The sequence below is a fragment of the Streptomyces sp. HUAS MS02 genome, from assembly GCF_055702265.1.
In genome coordinates this window covers 4,200,187-4,212,825 of record NZ_CM146747.1, presented here as the reverse complement: position 1 = coordinate 4,212,825, position 12,639 = coordinate 4,200,187, and the positions used below count along the sequence as shown (strand labels likewise).

Genomic DNA, 12,639 nt, shown 5'->3' with positions numbered 1-12,639 from the left:
GTCTCCGGGCTTCCCGGACGCCCGGGGCGGCCACCCGGCCTCAGCCCCCTCTCAGGCCCCAGAAGCCCCTTCCAGGCGCGCCCAGGGCGGCACAGAACGATGGGGTCCGCCCCGAGAACGAGACGAACCCCATCGAAAGACGAACCCGATCGAAAGACGAACCGATCGAAAGACGAACCGATCGAAAAGCGAGCCCCGCGTCAGCGAGAGCGCTTGGCCAGTCGCTCCACGTCCAGCAGGATCACCGCGCGAGCCTCCAGGCGCAGCCACCCGCGCTGCGCGAAGTCCGCCAGCGCCTTGTTCACGGTCTCGCGGGACGCGCCCACGAGCTGCGCCAGCTCCTCCTGTGTGAGGTCGTGCACCACATGGATGCCTTCCTCCGACTGCACGCCGAACCGGCGGGAGAGGTCCAGCAGCGCGCGGGCGACCCGCCCGGGCACGTCCGAGAACACCAGGTCGGACATCTGGTCGTTGGTCTTGCGCAGGCGTCGGGCGACCGCGCGCAGCAGTGCCGCCGCCACCTCGGGCCGCGCGTTCAGCCAGGGCTGGAGGTCGCCGTGGCCGAGGCCCAGCAGTTTGACCTCGGTCAGCGCGGTGGCCGTCGCCGTCCGCGGACCCGGGTCGAACAGCGACAGCTCGCCGATCAGCTCACCGGGGCCGAGCACGGCCAGCATGTTCTCGCGGCCGTCGGGCGAGGCGCGGTGCAGCTTCACCTTGCCCTCGGTGACCACATAGAGGCGGTCTCCCGGGTCACCCTCGTGGAAGAGAGCGTCACCGCGCGCGAGGGTCACCTCACTCATGGAGGCGCGGAGCTCCGCGGCCTGCTCGTCATCGAGCGCCGCGAAGAGCGGGGCGCGCCGCAGAACGTCGTCCACGAGTTCTCTCCTTGTCGACCTGCTCAGGGGATCTTGCTCCCCGTATTACCAGGGGACCGTGTTCCCCATCTTGCCGGACGGTCCAAACAGTGTGATCTGTCACAAGGATGCCGCACACATGTCCCGGGGTAAGCGTCAGGGGTCCAATTGGGGGCCGATCTTCTGGGCCCGGGGCGGATGTCGGTGCCGGGCTTTAGGCTGGCCGGGTGTCCAAAACGCCGGTGAGAGCACAGGCCGAGGGGGCTGGACGCGTGGTTGTACGGCGTGATTCCGCTGTGGGCGAACAGGGCCCCATGGGAGCGAACAAAACGGCAAAGGCGACGAAGGTGTCCGATCCATCAGCGGCGGAGAACTCCGCCCGAGAGACCACGGCCCCGGCGAAAGCAGCCTCGGCGAGCAAACCCGCCCCGGCGGGCCAACCGGCTCCGGTGAGCAAGTCGGCCCCGGTGAAGAAGGCCACCGCCCGGAAGACGGCGGCGGTGAAGAAGGCTGCCGCGGCGCAGGGAGCCGCCCGGGTGCAGGGAGCCGTCGCGGCGCAGGGAGCGGCCCCGGCTCGGAGAAAGGCACCGGCGGCCAAGCCCGAGTCCCGGACCGCCCTCGTCCGCCGTGCCCGCCGCATCAACCGCGAACTCGCCGAGGTGTACCCGTACGCGCACCCGGAGCTGGACTTCGAGAACTCCTTCCAGCTGATCGTGGCGACGGTTCTGTCCGCCCAGACGACCGACCTGCGGGTCAACCAGACGACACCGGCGCTGTTCGCCAAGTACCCCACCCCCGAGGACCTGGCCGCGGCCGACCCGCAGGAGGTCGAGGAGATCCTGCGGCCCTGCGGGTTCTTCCGGGCCAAGACGAAGTCGGTGATGGGGCTGTCCAAGGCCCTGGTGGAGAACCACGGCGGTGAGGTCCCCGGCCGTCTCGAAGACCTGGTCAAGCTGCCGGGCGTCGGCCGCAAGACCGCCTTCGTCGTCCTGGGCAACGCGTTCGGCCGCCCCGGCATCACCGTCGACACCCACTTCCAACGGCTCGTACGGCGCTGGCGCTGGACCGAGGCGACCGACCCGGACAAGATCGAGGCGGCCATCGGCGCGCTCTTCCCGAAGAGCGAGTGGACGATGCTGTCGCACCACGTGATCTTCCACGGCCGCCGCATCTGCCATGCCCGCAAACCGGCCTGCGGCGCCTGCCCCATCGCTCCGCTCTGCCCGGCGTTCGGTGAGGGGGAGACCGACCCGGAGAAGGCCAGGAAGCTCCTGAAGTACGAGAAGGGCGGCTTCCCCGGCCAGCGCCTCAAGCCCCCGCAGTCCTACCTGGACGCGGGCGGCATCCCGGCCCCGCCGCTCGGAGCCGCCGGATGACGGCCCGCACCGAGCGCCCGGCCCTGCCCGCCGACGGCCCCCGCGGCGCCCACACCACCACACCTGCCCCTTCGGGCACGCACGTCGCCACACCCGGCCCCTCATCCATGCGCATCACCACCCCCGCCCTCTCGGGCACGCACGTCACCACACCCGACCCCTCAGGCACGCGCGCAGGCGCTCGCATCCCCTGCACCGCGCGCGCCGTCCCGCGCCCCCACTCCGGCACACGCCCTCCCCGCCCCGTCGCCTTTCGCCACCCACAAGAGGGACGTGGGGCCCAAGTGGAACGATCAGCGGCCCTCCGGGCGTTGGGACCGGAAGAACGACGGGGGTGGCTATGACAGGCGCGAGCCGGACGGACGGCGGCACGGACACCGACAACGGGCACCAGGCGGGGCGGCCCCCCGCGTGGGCCGGGCACGTCGCCTTGGACAAGGCGGGTCTGCCCCCCTGGCTGGACCCGGTGGTGCGCGCCGTCGAGACGGTCGAGCCGCTGCAGCTCAGCCGCTTCCTGCCGCCGGAGAACGGCTCGGGGCGGCAGTCGGCGGTCCTGATCCTGTTCGGCGACGGCCCGGACGGACCCGAGCTGCTGCTCATGGAGCGCGCCGGTTCGCTCAGATCGCACGCGGGCCAGCCGTCCTTCCCGGGTGGCGCCCTCGACCCCGAGGACGGCGACCCGCAGACCGACGGCCCGCTGCGCGCCGCCCTGCGCGAGGCCGAGGAGGAGACCGGTCTCGACCCCGCCGGCGTCCAGCTCTTCGGTGTGCTGCCTAAGCTCTACATCCCGGTCAGTGGCTTCGTGGTGACCCCCGTCCTGGGCTGGTGGCGCCGTCCCACGCCGGTCCGGGTCGTCGATCCGAACGAGACGGCCCGCGTCTTCACGGTTCCCGTGGCGGATCTCACGGATCCCGCCAACAGAGCCACCGCCGTACACCCCCGTGGCTACGCAGGCCCGGCATTTCTGGTCGAATCAGCCCTGGTGTGGGGTTTCACGGCCGGAGTGATCGACCGTCTGCTGCACTACTCGGGTTGGGAGCGCCCCTGGGACCGCGAGAAGCAGGTCCCGCTCGACTGGCGCTCATGACAGGGTGTCTGCCGTGCTGCGTCTTTTGGGGCCTGTCGCGTCCCCCTGTCGCCGCGCGGTGGACCGGTCCCCCCGGTCGGCCTGTAGTGATCGCGTAGTGACGAGGCGAGGCTTGAAGCGGTGAACGTGCTGGACATCCTGTTGCTGGTCGCCGCCGTCTGGTTCGCGATCGTGGGCTATCGACAGGGCTTCGTCGTCGGCATCCTCTCGGTGATCGGCTTCCTCGGCGGCGGTCTCGTCGCCGTGTACGCCCTGCCCTTCATCTGGGACTGGATGACCGACAACTCCGAGGTCAGCACGGCCGCCGCGGTCGTCGCGGTGGTCATCGTGATCGTCTGTGCCTCCGTGGGCCAGGCCCTGACCACCCACCTCGGCAACAAACTGCGCCGCTACATCACCTGGTCCCCGGCCCGTGCCCTGGACGCCACCGGCGGCGCCCTCGTCAACGTGGTCGCGATGCTCCTGGTCGCCTGGCTGATCGGTTCCGCACTCGCCGGGACGACCCTGCCCACGCTCGGCAAGGAGGTCCGCAACTCCAAGGTGCTCCAGGGCGTGGCCGGTGCCCTGCCCACCCAGGCGGACACCTGGTTCGCGGACTTCTCCTCCGTCCTCACGCAGAACGGTTTCCCGCAGGTCTTCAGCCCGTTCTCGAACGAGCCGATCACCGAGGTCCAGCCCCCCGACCCCGCGCTCGCGAGCAGCCCGGCCGCCCAGCGCGCCAAGCGATCCATCGTCAAGGTCATGGGCACCGCCCAGAGTTGCGGCAAGGTCCTGGAGGGCACCGGCTTCGTCTTCGGCGAGCGCCGGGTGATGACCAACGCGCACGTGGTCGGCGGAGTCGACGAACCCACCGTCCAGATCGGCGGCGAGGGCCGCAAGTACGACGCCAAGGTCGTCCTCTACGACTGGGAGCGTGACATCGCCGTCCTGGACGTGCCCGGGCTCAAGGCGCCCGCGCTGCAGTTCACCACCAAGGACGCCGTCAGCAGCGACGACGCGATCGTCGCGGGCTTCCCGGAGAACGGCGCGTACGACATCCGTCCCGCGCGCGTGCGCGGTCGCATCACGGCCAACGGCGCCGACATCTACAAGCGCGGCACCGTCCACCGTGACGTCTACTCGCTCTACGCGACCGTCCGCCAGGGCAACTCCGGCGGTCCGCTGCTCACGACCGACGGCAAGGTCTACGGCGTGGTCTTCGCGAAGTCCCTCGACGACTCGGAGACGGGCTACGCCCTCACCGCGGACGAGGTGGAGGAGGACATCGCCAAGGGCCGTACGGCCAACCAGCAGGTGGACAGCGACAGCTGCGCGCTCTGAGGCCGGGCGGGGCCGGTGGTGGTGTGAGGTCCCGTCCTGTGCGGGTCGCCCCGATCGGGGATCGCCCGTACAGGTCAGGGACGGGGATGGCGCAGGCGGGCCGAGACCCAGCGGGCCCGGCGGCGCAGGATGCGCGGAATGCCCAGTCGGGGATCGGTGCCCTGCAGTTGCGGGCCGCCCCTCTGGTGCGAGCTCAGACCCGAGGCCGAGCGGCGGTTGCGTGCTGCGTCACTGTAGTCGTGCGTCCAGCCCATACCCCGACGTGTGCCCCCACCCCAAGGTCGATAACCGCCCCCACGCCCCCCAATTGGCCTATGCGCCGGGCAAGTGGCTGTTCGTGGAACAGGTGTTCACGTTCGGGTGGCGGGCGACCTGGCCGACTCACCGGTCGGGCTCGGGGTCCTTCAGCCAGTTGATGAGCTCCGTGGAGAACGCCACCGGGTCCTCCTCGTGCGGGAAGTGTCCCAGACCGTCGAACAGCCGCCAACGGTACGGCGCTTCGACATACTCCCCGGAGCCGGCCGCACTGCGCGTGCGCATCACCGGGTCGAGCGAACCGTGCAGATGGAGGGTGGGCACCCGGACCGGCCGCTTCATCCGGCGGTTGAACTGGATGCCGTCGGGGCGGGCCATGGACCGCACCATCCACCGGTACGGCTCGATCGAGCAGTGCGCGGTCGACGGGATGCACATCGCCCGCTGGTACGCCTCCACGGCCTCGTCGTCGGGCAGCCGCGGCCCCGACCAGTCCCGGATCAGCCGGCCGACCAGGGCGCCGTCGTCGGCGGTCAGTTGCCGCTCGGGGATCCAGGGCCGCTGGAACCCCCAGATGTAGGAGCCCGCGGAGGTCTGCTTGACGTCGGAGAGCATGGCCGAGCGCCAGCGCCGCGGGTGCGGCATCGAGGAGACCGCGAGCCGCCGTACGAGCTTGGGGCGCATCACGGCAGCCGTCCACGCCAGATACCCGCCCAGGTCGTGGCCGACCAGCGCGGCGTCGGGCTCGCCGAGGGACCGGACGACGCCGGTGATGTCGAGGGCGAGGTTCGCCGGGTCGTAACCCCGGGGGGTGCGGTCGCTGCCGCCGACTCCGCGCAGGTCCATGGCCACGGCCCGGAACCCGGCCTCGGCGAGGGAGACCATCTGGTGCCGCCAGGTCCACCAGAACTGCGGGAAGCCGTGCAGCAGCAGTACCAGCGGTCCGTCGCCCACCTCGGCGATGTGGAAGCGCGCGCCGTTGGCGGCCACGTCCCGGTGGATCAGCTCCTTGGCGCCGGGCACGTCGAGCCGTACGGGAGACGCGGGCTGATTCCAGGGGGCGGCCGGGGTGGTCGCGGGGTCGGTCATGACGTCGAGCGTGCCACAGCCTCGACGGCGCCGTCGGCCGGGGCGGTCCGACGGGGGTGCGGCTTGGCGTTCTGCAGCACGCCCGCCGTCTCCTTCATGGAGGCGGCGACCTTCTGCGGACCCTGGCTCTTCTTGGCCTTCTTGGAGAAGGCGACGCCGACGAGCGTCAGGACGAGGGCGACCACGACGTTCGCCGCGAACGACAGCAGGAAGCAGATCGCCAGGTTCCACTCGCTCCAGGTGCGGATGCCGTACGCCAGGGCGAAGCTCAGCATCGGCAGGGAGAAGATCAGTACCGCGCCGGCCGCGGTGAAGGCCCCGCCGCCGATCATTCCTCGCTTGACGTCCTGCCTGAGCTGGGCCTTGGCCAGCGCGATCTCGTCGTGCACCAACGCGGACATCTCGGCCGTCGCCGAGGCGACCAACTGGCCGACGCTGCGTTCGGCTCCGACCGGGCTGCCGTCGGGTGCGCTCATCGGGGTCTCCCTCATATGCGTTTGTACGGTCCTGTCTACGGTCCTGTCAGATCATGCCGGACCGTCGTCGCCGACGCCTGCCCCGCCCGCCACTTCGGCAAGCCTGCGATGTTCCGCGGCCTTGCGTTCGTAGATCTCCGCCATGCGCAGGTGGTACGCAGGGTCGTCCTGTTCGTAGATGTCGGGGATGCCGTCGAGGTCGTCGTCGCGCTCCTCGGCGGCCCACAGTGCCTGGTACTTGGCGTTCCGCAGCTTCAACAGGACGGTCGCCAGGACCGCCGCGACGAGCGAACCGCTGAGGACGGCGGCCTTGACGCCGTCGGTGAGCACCTGGTCGCCCTCGAAGGCCAGTTCACCGATGAGCAGCGACACGGTGAAGCCGATCCCGGCGAGGGAGGAGACGGCGAAGACGTCCGGCCAGGCCAGGTCGTCGGAGAGCGAGGCCCGGGTGAAGCGGGCGGTCAGCCAGGTCCCGCCGAAGATCCCGACCGCCTTGCCGACCACCAGCCCGAGCACCACCCCGAGCGTCTCCGGCTGCGTGAACACCTTCGCCAATGCGTCGCCCGACACCGCGACACCCGCGCTGAACAGGGCGAACAGCGGCACCGCCAGACCGGCCGACAGGGGGCGCACCAGATGCTCGATGTGCTCGCCGGGGGAGCGTTCCTCCCCGTCACGCCGGCTACAGCGCAGCATCAGCCCCATCGCGACCCCGGCGACCGTGGCGTGCACGCCGCTGTTGTACATCAGCGCCCAGACGACGAGCGCGAGCGGAACGTACACGTACCACCCGCGTACGCCCTTCCTCAGCAGCAGCCAGAAGACGGCGAGCGCGGCGACGGCGCCGGCGAGCGCGGCGAAGTTCAGGTCGTCGGTGAAGAACACCGCGATGATCAGGATCGCGCACAGGTCGTCGACGACGGCGAGGGTGAGCAGAAAGGCCCGCAGCGCGTTCGGCAGGGAGGTGCCGATGACGGCGAGCACGGCCAGCGCGAAGGCGATGTCGGTGGCCGTGGGCACCGCCCAGCCGGACAGGGAGCCGTCGCCTAGGAGGTTGGTGAGCGTGTAGACGAGCGCCGGTACGGCCATGCCGCACAGCGCGGCCACCACGGGCAGCGCGGCCGTCCTCGGGTCCTTGAGGTCACCCGCGACCAGTTCGCGCTTGAGTTCGATGCCGGCGACGAAGAAGAAGATCGCGAGGAGCCCGTCGGCCGCCCAGTGCGCCACGGACAGGTCGAGGCCGAGGGCCTCGGGGCCGAAGTGGAAGTGGCTGACGGTCTCGTAGCTGTCGCGCAGCGCGGGAATGTTGACCCAGACCAGCGCGGTGACGGCGGCCAGGAGCAGCAGCACACCGCCGACGGTCTCCGTGCGCAGCGCGTCCGCCACGAAGGTCCGTTCCGGCAGGGAGAGCCGGTCGAGGACCTTGCGGGTGGGGGGGTACGGGGCGCGGCCACGATGGGACCTCCGGTCGGTGGGCAGCACGGATCACTCGCCGACCAGACTTCCCGGCACACCTGTTCTTTAGCTTAGCTAAGGGGCACCCGGCGCGCTTGCGGCCGGGTGCCCCTTGAGCCGTATGTGACGCGTCAGTCCTCGCTGGGCGCCGCCGGCAGCTTGGCCTGGATGAGGTCCATGACCGTGGAGTCGGTCAGCGTCGTGACGTCGCCGAGCTGGCGGTTCTCCGCCACGTCACGCAGCAGTCGCCGCATGATCTTCCCGGAGCGGGTCTTCGGCAGCTCCTGCACCGGCAGAATCCGCTTCGGCTTGGCGATCGGGCCGAGGGTGGCGCCGACGTGGTTGCGCAGGTCGGCGACGAGGCTCTCGTCCTCGGCGTTCGCCGTGCCGCGCAGGATCACGAACGCCACGATCGCCTGGCCGGTGGTCTCGTCGGCCGCGCCGACCACCGCGGCCTCCGCCACGGACGGGTGCGAGACGAGCGCGGACTCCACCTCGGTCGTCGAGATGTTGTGACCGGACACGAGCATCACGTCGTCGACGCGGCCGAGGAGCCAGATGTCCCCGTCGTCGTCCTTCTTCGCCCCGTCACCGGCGAAGTACTTGCCCTCGAACCGGGACCAGTACGTGTCGAGGAACCGCTGGTCGTCGCCCCAGATGGTGCGCAGCATGGACGGCCACGGCTCGGTGAGGACGAGATAGCCACCGCCGCCGTTCGGCACCTCGTTCGCCTCGTCGTCGACGACCGTCGCGGAGATGCCCGGCAGCGGCGTCTGCGCGGATCCCGGCTTGGTCGACGTCACGCCCGGCAGTGGCGAGATCATCATCGCGCCGGTCTCGGTCTGCCACCAGGTGTCCACGATCGGCGTCGCGTCGGCCCCGATGTGCTTGCGGTACCAGATCCACGCCTCGGGGTTGATGGGCTCACCGACGGAGCCGAGGACGCGCAGTGAGGACAGGTCGAACTTCGCGGGGATGTCGTCGCCCCACTTCATGAACGTACGGATGGCCGTGGGCGCCGTGTAGAGGATCGTCACCCCGTACTTCTGCACGATCTCCCAGAACCGCCCCTGGTGCGGGGTGTCCGGCGTGCCCTCGTACATGACCTGCGTAGCGCCGTTCGCCAGGGGCCCGTAGACGATGTACGAGTGGCCGGTGACCCAGCCGACGTCGGCCGTGCACCAGTACACGTCCGTCTCCGGCTTGAGGTCGAAGACGGCGTGGTGGGTGTACGACGTCTGCGTGAGGTAGCCGCCGGAGGTGTGCAGGATGCCCTTGGGCTTACCCGTCGTGCCGGACGTGTACAGGATGAACAGCGGGTGCTCGGCGCCGAACGGCTGCGGCGTGTGCTCGTTGCTCTGCCGGTCGACGATCTCGTGCCACCACACGTCGCGGGAGTCGTTCCACGCGACGTCCTGGCCGGTGCGGCGGACGACGAGGATGTGCTCGACATTGCCGGCCCGGTCGGCCGCGTCGTCCACGGCGGGCTTCAGCGCGGACGGCTTGCCGCGCCGGTAGCCGCCGTCGGCGGTGATGACCACCTTCGCGTCGGCGTCCTGGATGCGGGTCGCGAGCGCGTCCGCCGAGAAGCCGCCGAACACGACGGAGTGCGCGGCGCCGATCCGGGCGCAGGCGAGCATCGCCACGGCCGTCTCCGGGATCATCGGCATGTAGACCGCGACCCGGTCGCCCGCCTGGACGCCCAGCTCCAGCAGGGCGTTGGCCGCCCTGCTCACCTCGTCCTTGAGCTCGGCGTAGGTGAGGGCACGGCTGTCACCCGGTTCGCCCTCGAAGTGGATGGCGACCCGGTCGCCGTTGCCTGCCTCGACATGCCGGTCGACGCAGTTGTACGCGACGTTGAGCTCGCCGTCCTCGAACCACTTGGCGAACGGCGGGTTCGACCAGTTCAGCGTCTGGGTCGGCTCCTTGGCCCAGGTCAGCCGCCGGGCCTGAGCCGCCCAGAAACCGAGCCTGTCAGCCTTGGCCCGTTCGTACGCCTCGGCCGTGACGTTGGCGTTCTCGGCCAGGTCAGCGGGCGGCGCGAAGCGTCGCTCCTCCTTCAAGAGGTTGGCCAGGCTTTCGTTGCTCACGACATCTCCCTTGCGGTGCTTTGCCGGGGGGCGACCGTTGTGTCCCAGGCCACAGCTCATCAGACCCGGACCCCCGATGACAAGGGCCTTCGTCGGATTGGTTTAGACCTGTGGGCGGGTGGCCCTGCGGCCAGGACGCCACCCGTTCCCACGGACCCCGACGGACATCGGTTCACGCGCGAGTGTCGTACAGGACCGTCCCGTTGGGTTCGGCCGGGTCTGCCGCGCCGGTGACCTGATCGAAGACTCCGCTCTCCGGCGCCGATTCCGTGAGCAGGTAGGCCTGTGCCTCACCCACGTGGAAGTACATGCCGTGCAGTTCGAGCGCCCCCTCACGCAGGGCGCGGGCGACGGAGTCGTGGGCTCTCAGGTGCTCCAGCTGCTGGATGATGTTGGTCAGGCACAGCTGCTCGATGGCGTCGGCGGGCTCGCGGCCCGCGAGCCGGGCCCAGGGCCGGTTCTTGTCGGTGGCGCGCTCCAGGCTGGGCCGGCCGTGCCGCAGCCAGCGCTTGAGAGGGGTCTGGGCGCCGTGCGGATCAGTCTTGAGCAGGGCCTGCATCGCGCCGCAGCCCGAGTGCCCGCAGACCGTGATGGACCGTACCTTCAGCACGTCCACCGCGTACTCGATGGCCGCCGCCACCGAGTCGTCGCCGCTCTCCTCGCCGGGCGGCGGAACGAGGTTGCCGACATTGCGGACGACGAAGAGGTCGCCGGGACCGCTGGAGGTGATCATCGACGTGACGAGCCGGGAATCCGCACAGGTCAGGAAGAGCTGCGAGGGCTGCTGACCCTCGCGCGCCAGCCGGGCCAGCTCCCCGCGGACCAGGGGGGCGGTGTTGCGCTGGAACGCGCTGATGCCGCGCGCCAGTTGATGACCGCTCGGCTCTTCGGCCGTCTCCTCCCGCGCTGTGCCCTCGGTCGGGCTGGCCGGGGCCTCGCACTGGTGGTTGCGCCAGGGCGTCCAGGGCCGGCAGCGGCAGCCCGCCGTGGTGCTCGCGGGCTCGGCGATCCGGGTGCCGGCGCGGCCGGTGATCTCCACGGAGCCGCCCCGCGCGTGGTGCGCGTGCTGCCAGTCCTGCAGCGACTCGTACGCCGCGTGGTCCATGAACGACCCGTCCAGCTCCACCACGGTGACGGCGCCCGCGGGGACCTGGTGCAGGGCGCGGCTGAGCCGGGGCACCGCGAGGAACGTCAACTGGCCACGCACACGGACGTGATGGACGCCGTCCCGCTGGTCGTGGGTGATGCGGGTGCGCGTGAGGCGGTGCAGGGCGACGCCGACGGCCACGGCGATACCGAGCGCGACGCCCTCCAGGACACCGAAGACGACGACGCCGAGGGTGGTGACGGCGTAGACCAGTACCTCGCGGTGGCGGGTGACCGTACGGATGTGGTGCAGGGAGACCATCTGGATTCCGACGGCCATCACCAGCGCGGCGAGTGAGGCGAGGGGGATCAGCTCCAGGACGGGCACCAGGAGCAGGGTGGCCGCCATCACCCAGACGCCGTGCAGCATCGTGGAGTTCCGGCTGGTGGCGCCGGCCCGGACATTGGCCGTGCTGCGGACGGCGACGCCGGCGATCGGCAGGCCGCCGAGGACGCCGGAGGCGACGTTGGCCGCGCCCTGGCCGCGCAGTTCGCGGTCGAGGTCGGAGCGCCGTACGTCGGTCCGTCCGGCCGCCAGTTTGTCCATGGCCACGGCGCCGAGCAGGGACTGCACGCTGCACACGAGCGTGGTGGTGAGGACGGCCGCGACGAGGCCGAGCACCGGTCCTTCGGGCACGCCGGCCAGGGCGTGGCTGCGCCAGGACGGCAGGTCGACCTTGGGCAGGCTCAACGCGGCGAGCGCGGCGGCGGCCGTGGCGCCGGCGACGGCGACGAGGGCCGCCGGGACCGCGCGCAGTTGCCGCCCGACGGAGCCGGGGAGGCGGGGCCAGGCGAGCAGCAGGACGAGGGTGAGGACGCTCACGGAGACCGCGGCGGGGTGCAGGTCCGCCAACTGGGCGGGCAGGGCCCCGAGGTTGGCGCTGACGGAGCTCTGCGGGGTGCCGCCGAGCACGATGTGGAGCTGGGCGACCGCGATGGTGACGCCGATGCCGGCGAGCATGCCGTGCACGATCGCGGGGCTGACGGCGAGCGCCGAGCGGGCCACGCGCAGGTGGGCCAGGCCCAGTTGGGCGATGCCCGCGAAGACGGTGATGGCGCAGGTGGTGCGCCAGCCGTACTGGTGGATGAGGTCGGCGGTGACCACCGTGAGACCGGCCGCGGGGCCGCTGACCTGGAGGGGGGATCCGCCGAGGCGTCCGGCCACGAGACCGCCGACGGCGGCCGCCACGAGGCCGGCCTGGAGCGGTGCGCCCGTGGCGAGCGCGATGCCCAGGGACAGGGGGAGGGCGATCAGGAAGACCGCGACGGAGGCGGACAGATCGGCGGCCGAGACGTGGAACCGGCGACGCGGGCCCTCCGGCGGGCTGTGCGGTCGGTGGTCACGCTCCGTCCGGTTCGAGTCCGGGTCGGTGGTGGGGGTGGGGGTGGGAACGCAGGCGGACATGTTCTCCCGTCTCCTCCGGGGCTGCGCGGTCGCGTCGGTTCGCGGCCGTGGGACACGGCGTACAGCGGCGGGATTTTCTCAACGCT

Annotated in this window: 10 protein-coding genes; 3 read left to right on the top strand and 7 right to left on the bottom strand. The window is 71.1% G+C overall.

The annotated features are described in order from the left end of the window. Positions 1-200: 200 nt before the first annotated feature. A complete protein-coding gene (locus ACZ9QC_RS18035) occupies positions 201-875 on the bottom strand; it encodes a Crp/Fnr family transcriptional regulator (protein WP_005476003.1) in 675 nt (224 codons plus the stop codon). A 293-nt stretch (positions 876-1,168) separates the two neighbouring features. Between ACZ9QC_RS18035 and nth the strand changes: the two genes are divergently transcribed. The 3 genes from nth (at position 1,169) to ACZ9QC_RS18020 (ending at position 4,637) form a co-directional block, all read left to right on the top strand. Further along, positions 1,169-2,230 carry an endonuclease III gene (gene nth / locus ACZ9QC_RS18030; protein ID WP_472921047.1) on the top strand — a complete coding sequence of 354 codons (1,062 nt, stop codon included), beginning with the start codon at positions 1,169-1,171 and terminating at the stop codon, positions 2,228-2,230. A gap of 340 nt (positions 2,231-2,570) precedes the next feature. Then, complete coding sequence (locus tag ACZ9QC_RS18025; protein ID WP_472921046.1) at positions 2,571-3,317, top strand: NUDIX hydrolase; 747 nt, start codon at positions 2,571-2,573, stop codon at positions 3,315-3,317. A gap of 120 nt (positions 3,318-3,437) precedes the next feature. Continuing rightward, entirely contained in the window at positions 3,438-4,637 is a 1,200-nt protein-coding gene (locus ACZ9QC_RS18020) for a MarP family serine protease (RefSeq protein WP_472921045.1), read from the top strand. Between the two features lie 74 nt (positions 4,638-4,711). On the opposite strand, the gene ACZ9QC_RS18015 is transcribed toward ACZ9QC_RS18020, so the two are convergent. From ACZ9QC_RS18015 to ACZ9QC_RS17990, 6 genes are all read right to left on the bottom strand, one after another. Next, positions 4,712-4,891, bottom strand: coding sequence for a hypothetical protein (locus tag ACZ9QC_RS18015; protein WP_078853953.1), 180 nt, complete (start codon positions 4,889-4,891; stop codon positions 4,712-4,714). Positions 4,892-5,018: 127 nt separating this feature from the next. Beyond that, positions 5,019-5,981, bottom strand: a complete 963-nt coding sequence (locus tag ACZ9QC_RS18010; protein WP_472921044.1) for an alpha/beta fold hydrolase — start codon at positions 5,979-5,981, stop codon at positions 5,019-5,021. Beyond that, complete coding sequence (locus tag ACZ9QC_RS18005; protein ID WP_472921043.1) at positions 5,978-6,457, bottom strand: phage holin family protein; 480 nt, start codon at positions 6,455-6,457, stop codon at positions 5,978-5,980. The genes ACZ9QC_RS18010 and ACZ9QC_RS18005 overlap by 4 nt, the downstream gene beginning before the upstream one ends. A gap of 51 nt (positions 6,458-6,508) precedes the next feature. Further along, complete coding sequence (gene nhaA, locus ACZ9QC_RS18000) at positions 6,509-7,939, bottom strand: Na+/H+ antiporter NhaA (protein ID WP_472921042.1); 1,431 nt, start codon at positions 7,937-7,939, stop codon at positions 6,509-6,511. A gap of 104 nt (positions 7,940-8,043) precedes the next feature. Then, positions 8,044-10,002, bottom strand: a complete 1,959-nt coding sequence (acs, locus tag ACZ9QC_RS17995) for an acetate--CoA ligase (protein WP_472921041.1) — start codon at positions 10,000-10,002, stop codon at positions 8,044-8,046. Positions 10,003-10,174: 172 nt separating this feature from the next. Then, on the bottom strand, positions 10,175-12,553 hold the full coding sequence (locus ACZ9QC_RS17990; RefSeq protein WP_472921040.1) for a bifunctional SulP family inorganic anion transporter/carbonic anhydrase: 2,379 nt from the start codon (positions 12,551-12,553) through the stop codon (positions 10,175-10,177). Positions 12,554-12,639: the final 86 nt, after the last annotated feature.